The following is a 21787-nucleotide window of genomic DNA, read 5'->3' on the forward strand; positions in this document are numbered from 1 at the left end:
GGGTGAACGTAGCGGCACGAATAGCCAGAAACGGCGGCAATTTCTACAGTTCTCCCACGGCGCCACAACGGGTGGAGCCGACACACAAACACCGGAGAACACCATGCAAAACCGCCTCACCACCGTAGCCGCCCTCACCCTGTCCCTGATCGCCACCGCCGCAGCCCATGCCGAAGGCGTGCGCACCGAAAAGAACATGTCGCTGGACCTGGCCACACAGATCGCCGCCCAGACCGTCGCCACCTGCAGCGCCAACGGCTACAACGTGACCGCTACCGTGGTGGACCGTGCAGGCACCGTGCGCGCCGTGCAGCGCGCCGACAACGCAGGCCCCCACACGCTGGAAGCCAGCCGTTTGAAGGCCTACACCTCGGCATCTGCCAAGAACACCACGCTGGCCATCATGGAAGGCTCACAGAAGAACCCCGCAGCCGCCAACCTGGGCCAGATCCCCGGCTACCTGCTGCTGGGCGGCGGCGTGCCCGTGAAGGCGGGCAATGAAGTGATTGGCGCCGTGGGCGTGGGCGGCGCGCCCGGCGGCCACCTGGACGAGCAATGTGCCGTGGCGGGTATCGCCAAGGTGCAGGATCTGCTGAAGTAATTTCCTACCTGCATCTACAACGCACGCCATCGGAAGCACCCATGAAGCACTGGAACCTTGCATACGCGCTGGCCATTGCGCTGGCCTGCGCCGGCCCCACCCTCGCCCAGGTGCCTCCCACGGCTGCCGAAACAGCGGCCTACCAGGGCCTGCATGCAGCCGCAGCGCGGGGCGACTTGCCCGCGCTGAACAAGCTGATTGCCGCAAAGGGTGATCTGAACGCCCGCGACGCGCAGGGTCGCACGCCGTTGCATGTGGCCACGTACGCACGGCAGGCCGAGGCGGTTCGCGCCCTCGCCAAGGCCGGTGCCCAGCTGGACCTGCTGGAAAACGACCGCTACGACGCCGTGACCATTGCCGCCGTGGCCGACGACGAGGCCACGTTGCGGCTGCTGCTGCAACTGGGCGCCAGCGCGAAGCAGGTGACCAGCCGCTACGATGGCACCGCCCTCATCGCGGCGGCGCACCTGGGGCACGACGGCGTGGTGCGGCAGCTGGTTGCAGCCGGCGCCCCGCTGGACCATGTGAACAACCTGCACTGGACGGCACTGATCGAATCCATCGTGCTGGGCAACGGCGGCCCGCGCCACCAGGCCACCCTGCAGGCCCTGCTGCAAGCGGGTGCCAGCCACACGCTGACCGATCGGCAGGGCAACACGCCACTGCAACTGGCGCGCCAGCGGGGTTTCAGCGCCATGGTACGAATGCTGGAAGCAGCAGGCGCCAGGTAGGTTTGCGGGATGCGTCCGCGCCGATGCATTCCCCCACTTCAGCGGTACAACTCTGCGCCCGCAATGCGCACCCTGCTGGCGTGCGCCGCGCCCAGGGCATTCACCACCGGCTCCCACACACTCGTGTAGGCGGGCATCGCGTCCGGTGCAAATGCAGTATGTGGCCAGTCCGAACCCCACACCAGCCGCTCGCCCATTAACCCGGCCACGCGGCGGATCGCACCGTGCAATTCAGCATAGGGTGCCGCGGCCTGCAAGCGGTACCAGCCCGACAGCTTGACCCACGCGCCCAGGTCGGCCAGCCTTGCCAGCGCCCGCCAGGCCGTATCGTCCTGCGCCAGGGCCGCATGCATTCCCGCCAGATGGTCCAGCACGCAGGGCAGTCCCGTTTGCGCATGCAGCTGGGCAATCTGCGCCAATTGGGCCGGTGCCGCATACCACTGCACATGCCAGCCCAGTACCTTCAGGCGGGGCGCCAGTGCCTGCATGGCCTGCGCCCCGTTGCCCACGGGGGACACCAGATTGAAACGCACGCCGCGCACGCCCAGTGCATGCATGGTCTGTAGCGCGTCGTCGGCAATGTCTGTCTCCACCACCACCACTGCGCGGTGCCGCCCCGGTTCGCGCACCAGGGCGTCGAGCACCAGCCGGTTGTCGGTGCCATACACACTGGGCTGCACCAGCACCAGACGCCCGACACCCAGCCGCGCGGCTTCGGCCTCTATGCGTTCGAGGGGCTGGTGAATAGGCTGGTAGTGCCCGGCCTGGACCGGGGCGGTTGCGTCAAAGACATGCACGTGCGTGTCCCATCCCTCCTGGGCGTCCCGCAACGGCGCGGATGTGGCCAGCGCACCCATGGGTCAGCCCACCACGATCTTGCGCTCGCGGATGACCTTGCCCCACTGCGCTTGCTGGGCCTGGATGAACTTGCCTGCACTGGCCTGGGTCGCATCGGGAAAGGCATCGCCGCCCAGCGCGCGGATGCGGCCCAGCACCTCGGGGTCAGCCAGCGCCTTGCGGATGGCATGGACCAGCTGCGTGCGCACCTCAGGCGCAATGCCCGTCGGGGCCAGCACAGGATTCCACTCCAGCACTTCGTAGTCGGCCACGCCGGCCTGAGCCATGGTGGGGACATCGGGCAGCGAACGGGCGCGCAACGCACTGGTTACCGCCAGCGGGCGCAGCTTGCCTGCCTGGATGTGACCCAGGGACGAGGCCAAATTGGCAAAAAACAGCGGCACCTGCCCGCCCATCACGTCGTTCATGGCAGGGCCGCCTCCACGGTATGGAATGTGGGACAGGCGCACGCCCGTGCGCTCTTCAAACAGCGCCCCGGCCAGATGCTGGGCCGAGCCATTGCCGGACGACGCATAGGCCACGTCCTCGGGCTTGGCTTTGGCGCGTGCGATGACCTCCTTGACGGAGTTGACGCCGAAGCCTGGATGGCACACCAGCACGTTCGGAAAGGTCGCCAACACGGCCAGCGGCACAAAGGCGGTGTTGCTGTCGTAGGGCAGCTTGGGATACAGCGATGGATTGACGGCGAACGACGACGCATCGAGCAGCAGTGTGGTGCCATCGGGCGTGGCACGGGCCACGGCCGATGCAGCCAGCTGGCCGCTGGCGCCGGGCCTGTTGTCCACCACCACGCCCTGCCCCAGCGCTTCGGCCATGCGGGGCGCGATGATGCGGGCCATCAGGTCGGCACCGCCGCCTGCCGGGTAGGAGACAACCAGGGTCACGGTGCGTCCGCCGCCTACGCCCGCTGCGCGGGTGTGCACCCAGGGGGCGGCCAGGGTGGCGCCCACGGCAGCCAGCGCCGCGCGGCGCGACAGGCCAGGGGGGTTCAGAGGATCGGACAGATGGTGCATACAGGTCTCCTTGGTTGAGTCTTCAGTCGTTCAGGGGGCCGCACCTGAAGCTGGGGAACCCCAAGCCAGTAGGCGCTGTGGAACTGGCTTGCCAGGCCCGGGCAGTGCTCAGGGGTTGCCGCTCACGTAATAGTCACGGTGTAGTGAAAGGCATGTGCATCGCCGCGCGTGGTGCGCCATTCGACACAGCGCCCTCCCAGGTCGTAGGCGGCCCGGTGCACCACCACGCCCGGATGGCCTGCGGCCAGCCCCAGGTGGCTGGCCTGCGGGGCTGTCAGCACAGCAAAACCAATGTCGTCCACGGCGCGGTGCACATGCACGCCGCAGCGGCGCGCGAACATGGGGTACAGCAGGTCGTCCCAGTCGGCGGTGCTGCCTTCGGACAGGGGCGCGAACACATCCAGCGGCAGCCACAGGTCCTCCAGCAGACAAGGCAGGTCGGCTAGCAGGCGCAAACGCTGCAACCGCAGCACCATCTCGCCCGTGGCCAGGCCCAGCCTGCGGGCCACGGCGGCCGGTGCCGCCACGCGCTGGCGCGACAGGATGCGCGAGCGCGGCATTTCGCCACTGCCGCTGTCAAACCGGAAAAACCGCAGCATCGACGCACCGGCAATGCCCTGGCGCACAAAGGTGCCCCGGCCGTGCACGCGCTCGACCAGGCCTTCCGCCACCAGAAGTTCCAGTGCACGGCGCATGGTGCCCAGCGCCACCTGGTGCTCCGTGGCCAGCAGGCTTTCTGCCGGCAGGGCCGAGCCGGGCGGCCATTCCCCGGCCACCACGCGGGCACGCAGTGCAGCAGCCAGGGCGGCGTAGCGGCTTAGGCCCGGGACACTGTCAAAGGCAACAACTTTGTGGGATGTGGTCATACCAAGAACTATAGTCCTCTATAGGTCTTGATGCAACGCGCAAATACCGCAGACGGTGTAAAAAAACAGCTGCGGGAATAATCCGTCGCCGGGCAGGACTTATTAACTATCGAATAGATAGCAACAAATGACGCCCATCAAGCGCTGAAGGCCGTTTTCACCCAAATATTCACCTACTACCAGCGCAGCCAGCCTCCGCGCAGCGGCGCTGGCCCCACGTTGGCGACTCAGTCCGTGACGAGCCGCGCCTTCACGGTCTTGCCCTTCACGCGGCCCTGGTTCAGGCGCTGCGCCGCCTGCGCGCCGATGGCGCGGTCCACCGCCACGTAGGTGGAGAAGTCGTTCACGTTGATCTTGCCGATCTGTTCGCGGGTGTAGCCCATCTCTCCGGTCAGCGCGCCCAGCACGTCACCCGCACGGATCTTCTCCTTGCGGCCACCGATGATCTGGATGGTGACCATCGGCGGCACCAGCGGGCCGCTGCCCGTGGGTGTCAGTTCCGCCACCGGGAACCAGCGCGACTCGCGGCCCTGCAGCACTTCGATCTTGCCCACAAAACCCATCTCGTCCAGGCTGGCCAGGTTCAGCGCCAGGCCCTCGGCATCGCCCCGGCCGGTGCGGCCGATGCGGTGGATGTGCACCTCCGCGTCGGGCGTCACGTCCACGTTGATCACGGCGGCCAGGTTGGCAATGTCGAGGCCGCGCGCGGCCACGTCGGTGGCCACCAGCACCGAACAGCTGCGGTTGGAAAATTGCACCAGCACCTGGTCGCGCTCCCGTTGTTCCAGCTCGCCAAACAGCGCCAGCGCGCTGAAGCCCTGGGCCTGCAGCACGCCCACAAGGTCGCGGCACTGCTGCTTGGTATTGCAAAAGGCAATGGACGATTCAGGCCGGAAGTGGTTGAGCAGCTGCGACACCGCGTGCAGGCGTTCGCTGTTTTTCACCTCGTACCAGCGTTGCTCGATCTTGCCCTCGGCATGCTGGGCCTGCACGGTGATCTGCACGGGCGACTTCATGAACTGGGCGCTGAGCTTGGCGATGCCCTCGGGGTACGTGGCCGAAAACAGCAGCGTCTGGCGCTCCTTGGGACACTGCTTGGCTACCACGACGATGTCGTCGAAGAAGCCCATGTCGAGCATGCGGTCGGCCTCGTCGAGCACCAGGGTGTTCAGCGCTTCCAGGCTCAGGTGCTGGCGCTCCAGGTGGTCCATCACGCGGCCGGGGGTGCCCACCACGATGTGCGCGCCATGCTCCAGGCTCAGCGTCTGCGCACGCAGCGGCACACCGCCGCACAGGGTCACGACCTTGATGTTTTCTTCGGCCCGCGCCAGGCGGCGGATTTCGCTGGTCACCTGGTCGGCCAGTTCGCGCGTGGGGCACAGCACCAGGGCCTGCACCGCAAAACGGCGGGGATTGAGGTTGGCCAGCAGCGCCAGGGCAAAGGCCGCGGTCTTGCCGCTGCCGGTACTGGCCTGGGCGATCAAATCCTTGCCCAGCAAGGCAGGGGGCAGGCTGGCCGCCTGGATGGGCGTCATCGTGGTGTAGCCCAGCTGCTGCAGGTTGGCCAGCGTGGCAGGGCTCAGGGCCAGCGCGCTGAAATCAGTGCTGGCTTGGTTTTCTTTGGAGGTCATGGGCCGATTATCCGGCCCCAGCGATTGAGACCCCGGTATCCGGGCAACTACCTTACGCACGCGTAAGGCGTATCGGCTATAACCGAAAGAACATATTTGCGGCCTGCACGGGGCCGCTTTGCCGTGCAATCGGGATGGGGACACGCTCTCAGCATCGGGTGGGATATGCCAGATTCAACCAACGCAGCCAATCCCCCCGGGCAAGGGGGCTCTAGCGACTCGCTGCTGCGCCTGATCGCCGACTCCATACCCGCGCTGATGGCCTACTACGATGTGCCCGCACTGCGCTGCCAGTTCGCCAACCAGGGCTACGCGGCCTACAACGGCCACACGACCGAATCCATCCTGGGCCTCACGGTGCAGCAGGCCATTGGCGACAAAGCCTGGCAGGCGATCCAGCCGCATGTGGAGCGGTCCACCCGCCGCGAACACGTGAAGTACACGCGCGAGCAGACGCTTCCCAACGGCGAGGTCCGCATGATCGAGGTCAACTTGATCCCGCACTTCGACGCCACCTCGGCACAGTTGGGTTCGTTTGTGCTGATCACCGATATCACCGAACGCTGGCGCGCGGAACGCCAGGTGCGCCAGAGCGAAGAGCGCATGCGCAAGTTCACCGAGGCTACGGACGAGGCCATCGTGTTCCACCGCGACGGCATCATCACCGACGGCAACGAGGCACTCACCCGCCTGACAGGCTATGCGCTGCAGGAGGTGGTGGGCGTCTCGATCTTCCACTTCATCAGCCCCGAATGGCGGGCCGTGGCACTCGACTACACGCGCACCGGGCGCGAAGACCCCTACGAGGTCACCATCCGCCACAAGGATGGCCACGCCATTCCCGTGGAAGTGGTGGGCAAGACCATGCCGATGCACCATGCGGACTACCGCATCGTGGTGGTGCGGGACATCACCGCGCGCAAGCAGGCGCAGGAGCGCGAGGCCTTCATTGCGCTGCACGACACCCTCACGCAATTGCCCAACCGGCACTTCCTGATGGAGCAGCTGTCGCAGGTGCTTTCGCTGGCCCGCAGGCGCCATGGCCGTGCAGCCGTACTTTTTGTGAACCTGGACCATTTCAAGACGGTGAACGATTCGCTGGGCCACCATGCGGGCGATCAGTTGCTGTGCAATGTGGCCGAACGCCTGCGCCAGGGCGTGCGCGACGCCGACGTGGTGGCGCGGCTGGGCGGCGACGAGTTTGTGGTGGTGCTGACCGATGTGCAGGGCCCCGACGATGCCGCCCGGGTGGCCGACAAGCTGCTGGAGTCCATGCACGGCGTGTTCACCCTGGGCCAGGTGCCGCTGACGGTATCCCCCTCGATCGGCATCAGCCTTTTCCCGGAACATGCCGCCACCGGTGATGCGCTGCTGCGCTGCGCTGATGCGGCCATGCACCACGCCAAGGACAGCGGGCGCGGCAACCGCCAGTTCTACACCCCCAGCATGGAGGCCAGCGCCATCGACGTGCTGCAGCACGAGCGCCTGCTGCGCGAGGCCATTGTGGACAACGCCTTTGTGCTGCACTACCAGCCGCAGATCTGCCTGGAAGACGGCTCCCTGCAGGGCCTGGAGGCGCTGGTGCGCTGGCGCCACCCGCAGCGCGGCCTGGTGGGGCCAGACGAGTTCATCACGTTTTCGGAATCGCGCGGCCTCATCACCCCCATTGGCCGCTGGGTGATGCGCGAAGCCTGCCGCCAGCTCAAGGCCTGGCAGGACAAGGGCCTGGCCCTGGTGCCGGTGGCGATCAACCTGTCGGCGCTCGAATTTCGCCAGCGCGATGTGGCTGGCGAGATCGCGGCCGTGCTGCGCGATACCGGCCTGGCGCCGCAGTACCTGGGCATCGAGCTGACCGAATCCGTGCTGATGCACCAGACCGGCCAGGTGCTGGACACCCTCAACGCCCTCAAGGCGCTGGGCGTGGGCATCTCCATCGACGACTTTGGCACGGGGTATTCGTCGCTGGCCTACCTCAAGCGCTACCCCATCGACAGCCTCAAGATCGACCGGTCTTTTGTGGTGGACACGCCCGGCAACCCCGACGACGTGGCCATTGTCACGGCCATCATCCAGATGGCCCGCAGCCTGCAGCTCAAGACCGTGGCCGAGGGGGTTGAAACCCCGGCACAGGTGCAATTGCTCAAGGACCTGGGGTGCGACCTGATCCAGGGGCATGTGGTGTCCGTGCCACTGGACGCCGAGGCGCTCCAGCGCTGGATGCGCGATTTTTCGGCGTGAGGACCTGTTCAGCTCCCTTTCCCGAGGCCCGTCACACAAACACGTTCCCGGCTTGTGGACAATAGGGGCATGCCCCTCATCCCCGACTTCATCGCCCCCACCCGCCACACCGACCCGGCCGACGCACTGGCCCAGGTGCAGCGCATCTACCAGCAACAGATTGGCCACCTGCGCGACGCCATGCAGCGTTTTGTGGCGGGTGAAACGCCCGAAGGCGCCGTGCGCGCGTTCTACCCCTTTGTGCGGGTGCACACCACCACGGTGGCGCGGGCCGATACCAAGCTGGCCTATGGCTTTGTGGAGGGCCCCGGGCGCTACGAAACCACCCTCACCCGGCCCGACCTGTTTGCCCACTACTACGCCGAGCAGTTCCGTCTGCTGCGTGCCAGCCACAACGTGGAGCTGGAAGTGGGCACCAGTGCCCACCCCATTCCGATCCACTTCTCATTTGCCGAGCACGACCACATCGAGGGCACGCTGACACCCGAGCGCCGCATGCTGATGCGCGACGTGTTCGACCTGCCCGACCTGGCAGCCATGGACGACGGCATTGCCAACGGCACCTGGCAAGCCCGCCCGGGCGAGGCACAACCCCTGTCGCTGTTCACCGCACCACGCGTGGACTACTCGCTGCACCGCCTGCGCCACTACACCGGCACGGCACCCGAGTGGTTCCAGAACTTCGTGCTGTTCACCAACTACCAGTTCTACATCGACGAATTCGTGCGCCTGGGCCATGCCGAGATGGCCAAACCCGACAGCGAGTACATCGCCTTCATCGAGCCGGGCAATGTTGTGACCCGCCGCGTGGGATTGAGTGCCCAGCCCGGCGACGAACTGGGCGTGGCCCCGCCGCGCTTGCCGCAAATGCCTGGCTACCACCTCGTGCGCGCGGACAGCAGCGGCATCACCATGGTCAACATCGGCGTCGGCCCCGCCAACGCCAAGACCATCACCGACCACATCGCCGTGCTGCGCCCGCACGCCTGGATGATGCTGGGCCACTGCGCGGGCCTGCGCAACAGCCAGCGGCTGGGCGACTACGTGCTGGCCCACGCCTACGTGCGCGAAGACCATGTGCTCGACGAAGACCTGCCGCTGTGGGTTCCCATCCCGGCGCTGGCCGAGATCCAGCTGGCACTCCAGCAGGCCGTGGCCGACATCACGCAGATCAGCGGCGCGGATTTGAAACGCGTGATGCGCACCGGCACCGTGGCCAGCACCGACAACCGCAACTGGGAGCTGCTGCCCGACAACACGCCCCAGCGCCGCTTCAGCCAGAGCCGCGCCGTGGCGCTGGACATGGAAAGCGCCACCATCGCCGCCAACGGCTTTCGCTTTCGCGTGCCCTACGGCACCCTGCTGTGCGTGAGCGACAAGCCCCTGCATGGGGAGATCAAACTGCCCGGCATGGCCAACCACTTCTACCGCGAGCGTGTGGACCAGCATCTGCGCATCGGCATGCGCGCCATCGAAATCCTGCGCAACGGTGGCGTGGACCGGCTGCACAGCCGCAAGCTGCGCAGTTTTGCCGAAGTCGCCTTCCAGTAAACACCCCGAATCACGGGGCCGATTCGACCCATGCCACTGGATTTTTTGACGCTGATGGCCGTCATGGCGGCCAACCTGTTCATGATCTCGGCCGCGCTGCCCATGATCATGGGCCGGGACGTAGGCCGCGCAGCCCGCCATGTGCAAGCCAGCATGCTGCTGCAGGCCGTAGCCTGGGCCGCCATCATTGCCTCGTCCACCCTGTGGGACCAGGCGCTGTCCACCGTGTCGATTGCCTGCAATGCAGCAGCGCAGTGGATGCTGTACCGGGCCCTGGAAGAGTGGCTGGGCCCACGCCCGCTGCGGCGCGTGCTGCTGGCATTGGTGGTCCTGGCACCACTGGGCTACACGCTGGGGTTTGGCCACTACGCATGGCGCGTGGGCTGGGCCAACGGGCTGATGGCGGTCATTCTGTGCATCGTGGCGCGCGCCACGCTGTACCCGCGCGTGCTGGCAGATGGGCGCTGGCGCGCGCTGCTGCTGGGCTGCCTGCTCACGTCGGCCGCTTTCACGCTGGCGCGCGGGCTGCTGGGTGCCTTTACCGACCAATACCCGAGTTTCCGCACCCCCCACCCAATCAACTTGGCCGCAGCCCTGGCCACCAATGTGAGCCTGGTGCTTGGCACCGTCGCCGTGCTGGTGGCTTGGCGCTACGAGGCCGAGCAGAAGCTGCGCACGCTGGCCATGACCGACGGCCTGACGGGCCTGCTCAACCGGCGCGGCTTCACCACGCAGGGGGTCAGCCTTCTGGCCCACGCCATCCGCCACCAGTTGCCCATGACTGCATTGATGCTGGACCTGGACCACTTCAAACGCGTCAACGACACCCAAGGACATGAGGCCGGGGACCGAGCCCTGCAGCTATTTGCGCGGCTGCTGGGCGACACGAGCCGCAGCGGCGACCTGGTAGGACGACTGGGCGGCGAGGAGTTTGGCGTGCTGCTGTTGCACAACAGCGCCCCGGCAGGCCTGTCGTTCGACCGGCGCCTTCGTCGGCGTCTGCATGCGGCCAGCGTGGCAGAACTGGGCTTTGCGCTGGACTACAGCGCCGGAATGGCCGTGATGGAGCCTGGCGAATCGGGCCTGGCCGAACTCATGGCCCGTGCCGACGGTGCGTTGTACGAGGCAAAAACCGCAGGCCGCGGCCGGTTGATGGCGGCATCCTGAGCCTTGCACCAGGAGGTGAATGCTATTTTTTGAGTAGCAAAGAGCGTTTGACAAATAAGCGCTAGCAGCCTTTTTTCATGCCCCTCACGGAACCACTAGCCGGGCCACATCGTGCGCGGCGCCCGAGCCCTCCTTGGACAGGTGTTCGATCAGGCTACGCCGATCCGCCTCGGTGCGTTGCTGCGACAGGAACCGTTTTCCCGTCAGATGATCGATATCGATTTCAAAACCCCGCAAACGCCGGGCGACCTCTTCCACAAACCCGGAGTCGGCATGCTCCAGCAGCCACGGCGCGTCGCGCCGGGCCTCCTGCGAGAGCGTGAGCGCCTGCAGGTGGGCCTGCAGCCAGTCACGGCAATCGACGCAGCGCAGGCGCCCCCGCGCCTCGACAGCCGCATAGTTCCAGCTGGGTGCCAGGCGGCCGCTGCGCTGGCCATTCACATACCAGCGCGGTGAAATGTAGGCGTTGGGACTCTGAAAAACGGCCAGCACCTCGGCGCCGTTCATGCCCGGCTGCAGCAGCGGGTGCCCCCGCGCCGCATGTCCCCGCAGCCGTGTGGGTCCACCCTCTTCGGTGCAGAGTTCCAGGGGCAGCAGATTCGCCTCCAGCCCCTGGCGCGTCACGGCCACCACCGTGGCCAATGGATAGACGCGCATGAGGTGGTGGATGGCATGGGGGTCTTCCAGCTGGAAAAGGGGTTGGCTGTGCATGGCATTGGGGCAATCAGAAACCCACAGTCTGGCCCTGGGCAAGGTTTGCGTCTTGAACGTTTCGGCCACGCTCCAATCGCAGCCCGAGGAAGGCCCTACCGATTCGGAGCCGTTTTTATCCGAACAAGCGGACCAGCGGAGCCGGTGGCGGCACTGTGGGCGTAAAGCCGCCAAACCGGCGGAACTCCCGGGTCATGTGCGCCTGATCGGTGTAACCAGCCGCCACGGCCACCCCGCTGAGCGGGCCACCTCCGGCATCCAGCAGCTCCAGGGCCCGCTGGAAACGCAAAACACCCGATAGGGTCCGAAGGGGGAAGCCGGCCACCGCCACAATGTCCCGGCGCAGGGTGCGCGACGAACTTTCTGCACCCGGCACATCGCCATAGGCTCCCGCCTGAATGCGCCTTTTCATCTGCGCGATGGCCTGGAGTGCCCGGCCATGCGCGGCAGTGACCACCGCCCGCGCAGCCAACGTACTGACCGCGGCACACAAGGCGGCCTGGGCACGCGGCACGGTGTCTGCGCGCACCACCGCATCGGCCAGCGGACCCAGCAGCGCCAAGGCACATGGCCCCGTGAGGGCCTGGTTGCGCAGCGTGCGGGGCACAACCCCCAGGCACACACCGCCCCAGCCCATGTGAAAGCGCACGCCCACCAGCACGGTGTTGGCGCGCAACACCACCTGCGTGGCCGTGTCGGCGGGGCCCGCCACGACCAGCCGGACCGACGCCACAGAGCTGTCCGGATGCAGCACACAATGCGCGACCAGGTCCATGCGGCCGTCTGGCAGCACCCGCTGCGGCTGCCCCGCAGCCAGGCCATAGCGCCACACCGCTTCGATCCGGGTGGCATCCAGTGTGCCCAACGGCAGCTCTACATAACCGAGGTCCAGCACAGCAATTCCCATATCCCCTTTCGTTCCGTCATGCGCCTTGCGCGACAAATCCTTGCCCCACACCATGGCGCGGCAACCGGCCAATGGGCTCTTGGCACCCCGCCGCCCTGGGAGCGCCAGCATCGCACACAATCAACCCATGACCGTACTCTTTGAAGCCCTGAACCTGCGCAAACGCTATGGCGAAACCACCGTGGTCGACGACGTGTCGTTTGCCATTGCCCCCGGCGAATGCCTGGGCGTCATCGGCCCCAACGGCGCAGGCAAGACCACCACCATCCGCATGTGCCTGGGCCTGGCGGCGCCCGATGGAGGTGCGGTGCACTTCCATCCGAAAGCGGGTGGCACCCCGCTGCACATGCCGCGCGATGCGCTGGCCATCAAGGCGCAGCTGGGCGTGGTCACGCAGTTCGACACACTGGACCCAGACTTCACCTGTGCCGAAAACCTGCGCGTCTTCGGCCGCTACTTTGGCATCAAGGGTACGGTGATGGACGAAAGAGTGCCTCAGTTGCTGGAGTTCGCTGCCCTCACCCACAAGGCAGATGCCAAGCCGGGCGAGCTGTCGGGCGGCATGAAACGGCGCCTGTCGCTGGCTCGCTCGCTGGTCAACAACCCGCGCCTGCTGTTGCTGGACGAGCCCACCACCGGCTTGGACCCGCAGGCCCGCCATCTGATGTGGGAGCGGCTGCAACTCCTGCTGCAGCAAGGCAAGTCGATTCTGCTGACCACGCACTTCATGGACGAAGCCGAGCGCCTGTGCTCGCGCCTTCTGGTACTGGACCATGGCAAGAAGATCGCCGAAGGCCGCCCGCGCGAACTGATCGCCCAGCACTTGGAGCCCGATGTGGTGGAGGTGTTTGGGGTGGGCGCCGTCCAGATGGCCGAGGATGCCGCGCTGCGCGCCTTGGCCGCCCGCGTGGAAATCAGCGGCGAGACCGTATTTTTCTACACCCAGAACGCCCAGCCGCTGCTGCAGGCGCTGGCCACCCACGGCCACCTGCGCACGCTGCACCGACCGGCGAACCTGGAGGACCTGTTCCTCAAGCTCACGGGACGGCAGATCCGGGAAGACGGCTGAACCAAAAAGCTACCAAAACAATAGCAGCTTGCGCCTGACTGCAAAGCGCCAGAGCTGTTTTCGCCCCAATTTCTTGCCACGGCGCTCCAGGCGTGCAGCGTGCAGGACACAACCACACTCCGTCGCCCCAGGCCGTGAAGTTGGCGTGTGCGGCCATTGCCCCGGCCGAAACGGCGGGACAGACTTGGCGCGATTTGCAGGAGATCGCATGACACGTCCCCCACCCCAACCCGCCCGAGCCGTCCAGACCGTTCTGATCACCGGAGGCTCGCGGGGCATTGGTCTGGCCATGGCCCGCGCATTTGGCATGGCGGGCGCCAAGGTGCTGCTGCTCGCACGCAGCGCGCCTGCCCTGGAAGACGCCGCAGCTGCCCTCGCGGCGGAGGGTATACCGGCCTGGTGGCAGGCCGCCGATGTCACCGACCCGGCCAGTGTGGCTGCAGCGGTCAGCGCGGCCATCGGCACGCACGGGCACATCGACGTGCTGGTCAACAACGCCGGCCGGGGCGCGCAACACCTGTGGTTGCACCAGCCCCCCGAGCAGGCGCGTCAGGAGATGGAGACGAACTACTTCGGCACCCTGAACCTGCTGCGCGCCGTATTGCCCCACATGATCGCGCGGGGTGCCGGAGTGGTGCTGAATGTTTCCTCTGTCTGCGGCATGGTGGCCACCCCCTCCATGGCGGGCTACAGCGCGAGCAAAGCCGCTGTGAACCTGCTGGTGCACTCACTGCGCGGCGAGCTGGCCGGCACCGGTGTGCGGCTGTGCGTTTTTGTACCCGGCCACACGGCCACCGATCTGGGCCACGCCAGCCGGTTCGACCGCGTGCCCATGAACAGCCCGGCCCATGTGGCACGGCAGGCTGTGCAAGCAGCCCGCGCGGGGCGCCCCGAGTGGTTTGCCAGCAAAGGAGACCACATGCTGTGGCGCGTGGCCCGGTTGTCGCCGCGGCTGGGCGAATGGCTGATGGCGGGCACGACCCGCGCTGTCATGCTGGACCTGGCCGCCACTGGCTCGCCGGCCTCCCCGTCCAGCGTTTGAAGGCCCGGTGAAAGCCCGCTGGATCGGCGTAGCCCAGCAACAAGGCGGTCTCCGAGGCCGACAACCCTATCTCCAGGCAGGCCACGGCACGGGTGCGCCGTACCTCGTCAACCAGGCCGGTCAGCGACAGTCCGGCCTCGGACAGGCGGCGCTGCAGGCTGCGCTCGCTGCAATGGAGTTGCGCCGCCAGCTGCGCCAGCGTGGGGACACACCCATCGGGCAGGCCTTCACAAATGCGCTGGCGCACCTGGTCCACCATGGCCGATGGGGAAGGCCGAGGCGCTACACCATGCCGCTCCTCCAGGTAGCGCGAAAAAAAACGCACCAGGCCAGGGTCGGCGCCGGGCAACGGACGATCGAGCACCTCGGCCGGCAAACACCATGTATTGCGGCGGGCGCCGAACTGCGGCAGCGCGCCAAAGCGCCGCTGGTAGTCGGGCAATGGGGCCAGCGGCGCGTGCGCCAGGCTGAACGACAAGACAGACACCGGCGCCCCCGTGATGCGCGGCGCCAGCACCAGACAGTCTGCGGCATACATGTCGGCCACGTGCGCGTGCGCCAGCCTGGGCGGCCCCCAGGGCACATAGCTGAAGCAGGCCATCCCGGCCGCCACATCCAGCTCGAAACGCTCCCCGTCAGTGATCCAGCGGTGGTGACGAATCACCCGCGCCAGCGCCTCACCCAGTGTGCTGCTGGCCATGGCCAGGAAGCCCACGGCATCCATCGATGCAGGCTGCACCTGCTCGATGTAGCTCACGCCAAACAGAGGGTCGTCCAAGGCAACTGCCGCAGTCTCCACCACGTCGTAATACAGCGACACGGGAATGCGCTGCTCGGGCACGCCGAGCCGCGCCGCCCGGCTGCCGAAGTGGTGCCGTGCCAAGCCTCGCCCTGCGGCATAGGCCATCACATCCAGCGCCCCCCGCGCCCAGCAGGTGGGCTCAGGCGGAATCCGGGCGGACATGCTGCGGTCTGCGGTTCATGGAAGCCTTGCGCCGCAGGTAGCTTTCCGCACAAACGGGCATCGCCATCGCTGCCTAGCTGCCGCCTGGTTCAGACCTTGCGTGGCTTGACCTTGCCGGCCGCCAGCTTGGCATTGGAGCGCGCCATGTCCACATCGGCCGCACGCGCCAGCGCCACGCCCATGCGGCGCTTGGTGAAACTTTCGGGCTTGCCGAACAGGCGCAGGTCCGTGTCGGGCACACGCAGGGCTTCTTCCACACCGTCGAAAACGATGCCCACGGCATCCACTCCGCCGTAGATCACCGCGCTCGCGCCGGGGTTGCGCAGGCGGGTGTCCACCGGCAGGCCCAGGATGGCGCGGGCGTGCAGCTCGAATTCGCTCTGGTGCTGGGTGCACAAAGTGACCAGGCCCGTGTCGTGGGGGCGGGGGCTCACTTCGCTGAACCACACGTCCTGGCCCTTGACGAACAGCTCCACGCCGAAAAGGCCAAGCCCGGAGGGTTTCCCGTCAAAGCCCTGGCCCAGGTTGTCGGTCACGGCCTTCGCAATCTGGCGCGACTTCTCGAGCGCCGCCGGGTGCATGGGGTGGGGCTGCCAGCTTTCCACATAATCGCCGCTGATTTGCACGTGGCCGATAGGGTCGCAGAAGCTGGTGGCGATCTGGCCATCCGCCCCCACCGAGCGCACGGTGAGCTGGGTGATTTCGTAGTCGAAGTCGATGAAGCCCTCGACGATCACGCGGCCGTGGCTCACGCGGCCGCCGGCCATGGCGTAGTCCCAGGCCTTCTTGACGTCAGCCGGGCCGTCGATCTTGCTCTGGCCCTTGCCCGAGCTGCTCATCACGGGCTTGACGATGCAGGGGTAGCCGATGCCTGCATCGATGGCGGCCTGCAGCTCTTCGAGCGAGTTGCAGAACTTGTACGGGCTGGTGGGCAGGCCCAGCGTCTCGGCGGCCAGCACGCGGATGCCCTCGCGGTCCATGGTCAACCGTGCGGCGCGGGCCGTGGGGATCACGCGCACTGTGCCGGCGGCTTCCAGCTCTTCGAGCATGGGGGTGGCGATGGCCTCGATCTCGGGCACCACCAGGTGGGGGCGCTCGGCCTCGATCAGGGCCTTGAGCTGGGCCGGGTCGCTCATGGTGATGGTGCGCGCGTGGTGCGCCACCTGCTGGCCGGGGGCGTTGTCGTAGCGGTCCACCGCGATGGTCTCCACGCCCAGGCGCTGCAGGGCGATCAGCACCTCCTTGCCCAGCTCCCCCGAGCCCAGCAGCATGACTTTGGTGGCACGGGGGGACAGGGGGGTTCCGAGGGTGGTCATGGGAGGTTTTCCAGAAAAAGTGAGGGCAAGGGCAGCGGAAGGCGGTGAACCGGCCACCGCCATCTGGCGACTTTAATGCATGGGTTCCGGGCGAAACCACAGGGAGCGCCTGCGCGGAACAAGTCCGCCCGAATTGACCAGGAATTACGCAAATCGAGATGCAACAACCGCCTCGCCTTGGGGTGAACCGCTTGCCTGCACCCTGTTTTGCGTAAGTCATGTTTATTTTGCACGGGGCACATCCAGGCCGCGCTTGCGCACGTACTCCCTGTTGCAGCCGGTCTTTCCGTGGCCGCTGTGCTCTCAACCCCATTGAAGAAAAGGGAACCACCATGCACACCCAGCCCATGCACTCTCGCCTCGCTCCCCTGACCTGCGCACTTGCCGCCGCGACCTTGCTGGCGGCCTGCGGCGCCATGAAGCCCTCCGCCAGCCCCATGTACTCACAAGACAGCCTGCCCGACACCATCAAGGTGCCTGCAGGCAACAAGGTCGCCATGGAAACCGTGGGCGTGGGCGAAATCACCTACGAATGCCGCGACAAGGCCAACGCGCCCGGCCAGACCGAATGGGTGTTCGTGGGCCCCAAGGCGGTACTGAACGACCGCAGCGGCAAACAAGTGGGCACCTACTACGGCCCACCCGCCACCTGGGAGTCGGGCGATGGCTCCAAGCTGACCGCCACCCAGTTGGCCGTGGCGCCATCGGGTGCAGGCAACCTGCCGTATCAGCTGGTCAAAGCCAACCCCGCCATGGGCACCGGCGCCATGACAGGTGTGACCTTCATCCAGCGCGTGGCTCTGAAGGGCGGCGTGGCACCCGCCTCGACCTGTGCGCCCGCCAATAAGGGCGAGCGCCAGATCGTCAAGTACCAGGCCGACTACATCTTCTGGAAGGCCGCGTAGGCCGCGCCCCCGACGCCGGCACAGCGCCCCGCCAGCGCACCCGTGGAACTGGCTCCGCCAGGCCACCGGGTGCGTCCCCCTTGGGGGAAAGCGCGCAGCGCCTCAGGGGTCAATACTGTTTATACGGCAGGAACTTGCCCGACAAAACGACGTTCACGCGGTCACCTTTCGGGTCTGCCTCGCGCGTGATGTCCATGCTGAAGTCGATGGCGCTCATGATGCCGTCGCCGAACTCCTCGTGGATCAGCTCCTTGATGGTGGTGCCGTACACGCTCACGACCTCGTACCAGCGGTAGATGAGCGGGTCGGTAGGCACGGGCGTGGGCAGCGAGCCCTTGTAGGGCACCACCTGCAGCCACTTCTGCTCCTCGGCCGTGAGGCCGAAGATCTTGCCCAGCACCTTGGCCTGCTCGGGGGTGGCGGTCATCTGGCCCAGGCACAGGGCGGTCGTCCACTCCTTGGACTGGCCGACCTTCTTGGCGATGGCGCTCCACTGCAGGCCTTTGGCGACCTTGGTGCTGATGATTTTCTCGGTGACGTCGGTGCGGTTCATGCAGTCTCCTGGGGGTGTTGTAAGGACAAAGATCGATACCTCCGTGGCACAAGCAATGCCCATGCCTGCCCTGGTGCACGACAAGTGCTGGCTGTCGCGAACCCGACGCCGCACAATAAGCGCATGCAGACCGCCCCCCCCTCCCCGCCAGTCTCCTCCGTCTCCCCACCTCCTCCATCCGTGTGGCGCGCGCCCAGCCTGTCAGCGCGCTGTTGGCCAGTGTTCCTGCGCAACCTGCTGGTGTGGCGCAAGTTGGCCATCCCCAGCCTGGTGGGCAACATTGCCGAGCCACTGATGTGGCTGGTGGCCTTTGGCTACGGCATGGGGGCACTGGTGGGGCAGGTGAACGTCGCGGGGGCGGGTGGCGACACCAAAGTGCCCTACATCCTGTTCCTGGCCAGTGGCTCGATCTGCATGAGCGCCATGAATGCAGCGAGCTTCGAGGCGCTGTATTCAGCCTTTTCACGCATGCATGTGCAAAAGACCTGGGACGGCATCATGAATGCGCCCATCAGCCTGGACGACGTGGTGCTGGCCGAAATGCTGTGGGCCGCCTTCAAGGCCCTGTTCACTGTCACCGCCATCCTGGGCGTGATGCTGGCGCTGGGCATCAGCCACAGCCCCAAGCTGCTGGTGGCCTGGCCGGTGCTGCTGTTCGTGGGGGTGATGTTCTCCAGCATCGCGCTCATCTTCAATGCGCTGGCCAAAGGGTATGACTTCTTCACCTACTACTTCACGCTGGTGCTCACGCCGATGATGTTCCTCTCGGGCGTGTTCTTCCCACGCGAGCAGCTGCCACCCATCGTGCGCGCGATTTCCGACTGGCTGCCGCTGACCAACGCGGTCGAGCTGGTGCGCCCGCTGTTCATGGACCAGTGGCCCGCCCATCCGTGGCGCCACGGGCTGGTGCTGGTGGTGACCACCGTGGCTGCGTTCTGGGTGGCGCTGGCGCTGACCCGCAAGCGCTTCAAGGCATGACCGCGCTTTTACCGGCCCGCCCATGACCTTGCTGCTCGACCCAGGCCGCATCGCGATGGTGTCCAAGGGTGTCTCCGCCATCGTGGCGTCGTGCAGCGCGGCGCTGCAGCCCAGCATCATGCGGGCGGTGGGCAGCCACCTCAGCGCCGATGGGCATTGCGTCACGGTGTACCTGCGGCGCAGCCAGTCGCGCCAGTTGCTGCAGGACATTGCGGATACCGGGCGGATCGCAGTGGTGTTCAGCGAACCCGCCACCCACCGCACGCTCCAGCTCAAGGCCCTCCAGGCGCATCAACGCGCGGCCACGGAGGAAGACCTGCCCGTGCTGCAGGCCTACCTGCGCTCCATGGAGCACGAGGTGGGCCTGGTCGGCTATGGCCCGCGCTACGTAGGCGCCATGCTGGCCGCGCCGCTGGCCGATGTGGTGGCGGTCAGCTTCACACCCACCGCGGCTTTCGACCAAACGCCGGGCCCCCGCGCCGGCGCCGCCCTGACAGGACCGCAGGCCGCATGAGCACCGTGAGCCTGTCGCTGCACGCCATCCGTCCCTGCCTGGAAGGTGCCATCCCGGCCATCATGGCCACCTGCGACGCGGACGGCATGCCCAACGTGGCCTACATCTCGCAGGCCGTTTATGTGGACGAGGGGCATGTCGCGCTCTCGTTCCAGTTCTTCAACAAGACCCGCCAGAACATCCTGCGCAATCCGCGCGCCGCCGTGCTGGTGCTGGACCCGCGCACGGCCAGCTTCTACCGGTTGCACCTGTACTACGAGCGCACCGAGGACCATGGCCCGGTGTTCGAGAGCATGCGCGCGCAACTGGCGGGCATCGCCTCGCATGCCGGCATGGCGGCGTCTTTGATCTCAAGGGCTCAGACATCTATCTGGTGGAGCGGATCGAGGCCGTCTCGGGCGACAGCCTGCCACCCCCACCGCAGCGCACCGGGCTGCTGCATGCCCTGCGCACGGGCAGTGAACGCATGGCCCGCTGCGTGGGGCTGGACGAATTGCTGGCCTGCACGCTCAGCACCTTGCAAGAGCAGCTCGATATCGGCCATGCGATGGTGCTCATGCTGGATGCCACGGCCGAGCAGCTTTACACGGTGGCAAGCCATGGCTACGCCACCTCCGGCGTGGGGTCGGAGATCCGTCTCGGGCAGGGCGTGATCGGTGTGGCCGCGCAAGAGCGCACACCGGTACGCATCAGCCACGTGACCAATGCCGCGCGCTACAGCCATGCCATCCGCGACAGCCTGGACGCCCATGCCGATGCCGGCGCGCAGCTGCAGCGCGGCATGGACATTCCCTACCCGGGCCTCGCGGAGCCGCACAGCCAGATCGCCGTGCCGCTGGTGTCGGCCGGGCGCCTGCTGGGCGTGTTGTTTGCCGAAAGCCCCGAGGACATGCGCTTTGGATTCGAGGACGAAGACCTGCTCGTGGCCATCGCCGGGCAGCTGGCCGCCGCCATCGACCTGCTGCAGGCGGCACCCGAAGTCACGGCAGAGCCACAACCAGCGACAGCCCACCCACCCGCCCTCAGCGGCGCAGCGCTGCGCGTGCGACATTTCGCGGCCAACGACAGCGTGTTCATCAATGACGACTACCTGATCAAAGGCGTGGCGGGCGCCATCTTCTGTAAGTTGCTGCGCGACCACCTGGCGAGTGGCCGCGTGGACTTCACCAACCGCGAACTGCGCCTGGACCCCGCGCTGCGCCTGCCCGACGTGGCCGACAACCTCGAAGCCCGGTTGTTGTTGCTGCAGCGCCGCCTGCAGGAAAACAGCCCGCACATTCACATCGAAAAGACCGGGCGTGGGCGCTTTCGACTGTGTGTGCTGCGCCCCCTGGTGCTGGAAGACGCTTGAGCTTCAGTGCACCAGCCCGGGCACCGGAGGCAGCCCCAGGCTGCGAACCAGCTTCGTCCATTCCTGCTGCGTGAGGTGGGGCTGCACGTGGGCCAGCACCGCCGCCAGCACCGGCTTGGGGGCATGTTGCTGCATGTCCGACAGCATGGCCGTGCGTTCGGCAGGTGACATGAAAGGCACGAGCCAGCGGGCCGTCACCAGCATTTCCTGGGGCGGAATGGACGCAACCAGTTCGTCGTGGATGCGCACCAGCTCTTCGTCGCTGTAGCGGCTCCACAGCACCTGGTTATGCGCTGTCTCCTCTTCGTGCATGTGCTCAAAGTTGTGGGCGATGAACAGCGCGAGCTGGCGGTACAAGGCCTGTGTGGCAGCGGGACGCGACGGCCGCGCGCAAGACAGCAAATGCGACACCCCGGCCGCCAGCGCAGCAATGGCCTGCTCATGCTCGACATGTTCGCTGTCCACCCGCTGGCTGGAGCCAGGCTGCCGCGCCTCCATGGCCGCGTGCACGAACTGGTTCTCGTGGCGCAAGTGCGATCGGCAGAAGTCGAGCATCTGCATCACCCGGTCGCAGGTCTGCGCAAACTCCAGGTCGTCGTCCACATCCATGCGACCCAGGCCCAGCAGCGTGTCGGCCATGAAGGCGCGCAGGGCCTTGTGAATGCCTGCGTACATGTCCATGCGGGGGGCGGAGGGCTGGGCTTGGGCCAGTGCGGCGATTTCGCGGGAATCAATTTTCATCACGTTCTTTCATGGCCCCGGTGGGCTCTGTCAGCGCCATGTTTCTGGCGCCGGGCCGGGTGCACCATGCGCCCGTTTCC

22 protein-coding genes are annotated in these 21787 nt (G+C 66.7%); 12 read left to right on the top strand and 10 right to left on the bottom strand.

The window, feature by feature from the left end; genetic code table 11:
* Positions 1-103: 103 nt before the first annotated feature.
* Positions 104-601, top strand: a complete 498-nt coding sequence (locus ARADN35_RS0112985; protein WP_010462779.1) for a GlcG/HbpS family heme-binding protein — start codon at positions 104-106, stop codon at positions 599-601.
* Positions 602-642: 41 nt separating this feature from the next.
* Positions 643-1332: an ankyrin repeat domain-containing protein gene (locus ARADN35_RS0112990; protein ID WP_010462781.1), complete on the top strand. Its 690-nt coding sequence runs from the start codon at positions 643-645 to the stop codon at positions 1330-1332.
* Between the two features lie 38 nt (positions 1333-1370).
* Here the strand turns inward: ARADN35_RS0112990 and ARADN35_RS0112995 are convergent, their stop codons facing one another.
* The 4 genes from ARADN35_RS0112995 to dbpA all read right to left on the bottom strand — a co-directional run bounded on the left by ARADN35_RS0112995 (position 1371) and on the right by dbpA (position 5700).
* The gene (locus tag ARADN35_RS0112995) at positions 1371-2189 is read right to left on the bottom strand and encodes an amidohydrolase family protein (RefSeq protein WP_010462783.1); all 819 of its coding nucleotides are present in this window, start codon (positions 2187-2189) and stop codon (positions 1371-1373) included.
* 3 nt (positions 2190-2192) lie between these two features.
* Positions 2193-3203 (bottom strand): tripartite tricarboxylate transporter substrate binding protein, encoded by a 1011-nt coding sequence (locus ARADN35_RS0113000; protein WP_010462784.1) that lies wholly within the window; start codon positions 3201-3203, stop codon positions 2193-2195.
* Positions 3204-3325: 122 nt separating this feature from the next.
* Complete coding sequence (locus ARADN35_RS0113005) at positions 3326-4069, bottom strand: GntR family transcriptional regulator (RefSeq protein ID WP_010462787.1); 744 nt, start codon at positions 4067-4069, stop codon at positions 3326-3328.
* A gap of 227 nt (positions 4070-4296) precedes the next feature.
* Positions 4297-5700 carry an ATP-dependent RNA helicase DbpA gene (gene dbpA / locus ARADN35_RS0113010; RefSeq protein WP_010462789.1) on the bottom strand — a complete coding sequence of 468 codons (1404 nt, stop codon included), beginning with the start codon at positions 5698-5700 and terminating at the stop codon, positions 4297-4299.
* A 165-nt stretch (positions 5701-5865) separates the two neighbouring features.
* On the opposite strand from dbpA, the gene ARADN35_RS0113015 reads away from it, so the two are divergent.
* The 3 genes from ARADN35_RS0113015 (at position 5866) to ARADN35_RS0113025 (ending at position 10656) form a co-directional block, all read left to right on the top strand.
* The gene (locus ARADN35_RS0113015) at positions 5866-7938 is read left to right on the top strand and encodes a putative bifunctional diguanylate cyclase/phosphodiesterase (RefSeq protein WP_010462790.1); all 2073 of its coding nucleotides are present in this window, start codon (positions 5866-5868) and stop codon (positions 7936-7938) included.
* A gap of 69 nt (positions 7939-8007) precedes the next feature.
* Entirely contained in the window at positions 8008-9489 is a 1482-nt protein-coding gene (locus ARADN35_RS0113020) for an AMP nucleosidase (RefSeq protein ID WP_010462791.1), read from the top strand.
* 30 nt (positions 9490-9519) lie between these two features.
* On the top strand, positions 9520-10656 hold the full coding sequence (locus ARADN35_RS0113025) for a GGDEF domain-containing protein (RefSeq protein ID WP_010462793.1): 1137 nt from the start codon (positions 9520-9522) through the stop codon (positions 10654-10656).
* A gap of 84 nt (positions 10657-10740) precedes the next feature.
* Here ARADN35_RS0113025 and ARADN35_RS0113030 read toward each other — a convergent pair whose 3' ends face one another.
* Together ARADN35_RS0113030 and ARADN35_RS0113035 are read right to left on the bottom strand one after the other, a co-directional pair.
* Positions 10741-11367, bottom strand: coding sequence for an FMN-binding negative transcriptional regulator (locus tag ARADN35_RS0113030; protein WP_010462796.1), 627 nt, complete (start codon positions 11365-11367; stop codon positions 10741-10743).
* Positions 11368-11482: 115 nt separating this feature from the next.
* A complete protein-coding gene (locus tag ARADN35_RS0113035; RefSeq protein WP_010462798.1) occupies positions 11483-12274 on the bottom strand; it encodes a helix-turn-helix domain-containing protein in 792 nt (263 codons plus the stop codon).
* Between the two features lie 127 nt (positions 12275-12401).
* Here ARADN35_RS0113035 and ARADN35_RS0113040 point away from each other — a divergent pair, with 127 nt between their 5' ends.
* Together ARADN35_RS0113040 and ARADN35_RS26970 are read left to right on the top strand one after the other, a co-directional pair.
* Positions 12402-13343 carry an ATP-binding cassette domain-containing protein gene (locus ARADN35_RS0113040; protein WP_010462800.1) on the top strand — a complete coding sequence of 314 codons (942 nt, stop codon included), beginning with the start codon at positions 12402-12404 and terminating at the stop codon, positions 13341-13343.
* 208 nt (positions 13344-13551) lie between these two features.
* On the top strand, positions 13552-14385 hold the full coding sequence (locus ARADN35_RS26970; protein WP_010462802.1) for an SDR family NAD(P)-dependent oxidoreductase: 834 nt from the start codon (positions 13552-13554) through the stop codon (positions 14383-14385).
* Here ARADN35_RS26970 and ARADN35_RS26335 read toward each other — a convergent pair.
* Positions 14333-15349 carry an AraC family transcriptional regulator gene (locus ARADN35_RS26335; protein ID WP_010462804.1) on the bottom strand — a complete coding sequence of 339 codons (1017 nt, stop codon included), beginning with the start codon at positions 15347-15349 and terminating at the stop codon, positions 14333-14335. The two genes, ARADN35_RS26970 and ARADN35_RS26335, sit on opposite strands and share 53 nt — an antisense overlap.
* Before the next feature lie 89 nt (positions 15350-15438).
* Positions 15439-16665, bottom strand: coding sequence for a formate-dependent phosphoribosylglycinamide formyltransferase (purT, locus tag ARADN35_RS0113055; RefSeq protein WP_010462805.1), 1227 nt, complete (start codon positions 16663-16665; stop codon positions 15439-15441).
* 332 nt (positions 16666-16997) lie between these two features.
* Here purT and ARADN35_RS0113060 point away from each other — a divergent pair, with 332 nt between their 5' ends.
* A complete protein-coding gene (locus tag ARADN35_RS0113060) occupies positions 16998-17570 on the top strand; it encodes a DUF3455 domain-containing protein (protein WP_010462808.1) in 573 nt (190 codons plus the stop codon).
* Between the two features lie 109 nt (positions 17571-17679).
* Here the strand turns inward: ARADN35_RS0113060 and cynS are convergent, their stop codons facing one another.
* Entirely contained in the window at positions 17680-18123 is a 444-nt protein-coding gene (gene cynS, locus ARADN35_RS0113065; RefSeq protein WP_010462809.1) for a cyanase, read from the bottom strand.
* A gap of 123 nt (positions 18124-18246) precedes the next feature.
* Here cynS and ARADN35_RS0113070 point away from each other — a divergent pair, with 123 nt between their 5' ends.
* Genes ARADN35_RS0113070 through ARADN35_RS28765 form a run of 4 tightly spaced genes read left to right on the top strand, consistent with a single transcriptional unit; the run spans position 18247 to position 20966 of the window.
* Positions 18247-19101, top strand: coding sequence for an ABC transporter permease (locus ARADN35_RS0113070; protein ID WP_029413996.1), 855 nt, complete (start codon positions 18247-18249; stop codon positions 19099-19101).
* Between the two features lie 22 nt (positions 19102-19123).
* The gene (locus ARADN35_RS0113075; RefSeq protein ID WP_010462813.1) at positions 19124-19615 is read left to right on the top strand and encodes a hypothetical protein; all 492 of its coding nucleotides are present in this window, start codon (positions 19124-19126) and stop codon (positions 19613-19615) included.
* Positions 19612-20268 (top strand): pyridoxamine 5'-phosphate oxidase family protein, encoded by a 657-nt coding sequence (locus ARADN35_RS28760; protein ID WP_341864659.1) that lies wholly within the window; start codon positions 19612-19614, stop codon positions 20266-20268. Before ARADN35_RS0113075 ends, ARADN35_RS28760 begins: the two co-directional genes overlap by 4 nt.
* Positions 20151-20966 (top strand): GAF domain-containing protein, encoded by an 816-nt coding sequence (locus ARADN35_RS28765; RefSeq protein WP_341864660.1) that lies wholly within the window; start codon positions 20151-20153, stop codon positions 20964-20966. The genes ARADN35_RS28760 and ARADN35_RS28765 overlap by 118 nt, the downstream gene beginning before the upstream one ends.
* A gap of 3 nt (positions 20967-20969) precedes the next feature.
* Here ARADN35_RS28765 and ARADN35_RS0113085 read toward each other — a convergent pair whose 3' ends face one another.
* Entirely contained in the window at positions 20970-21707 is a 738-nt protein-coding gene (locus ARADN35_RS0113085; RefSeq protein ID WP_010462817.1) for a hemerythrin domain-containing protein, read from the bottom strand.
* Between the last annotated feature and the right edge of the window lie 80 nt (positions 21708-21787).

It is taken from the genome of Acidovorax radicis N35 (assembly GCF_000204195.1).
GTDB classification, from domain to species: domain Bacteria; phylum Pseudomonadota; class Gammaproteobacteria; order Burkholderiales; family Burkholderiaceae_C; genus Acidovorax; species Acidovorax radicis.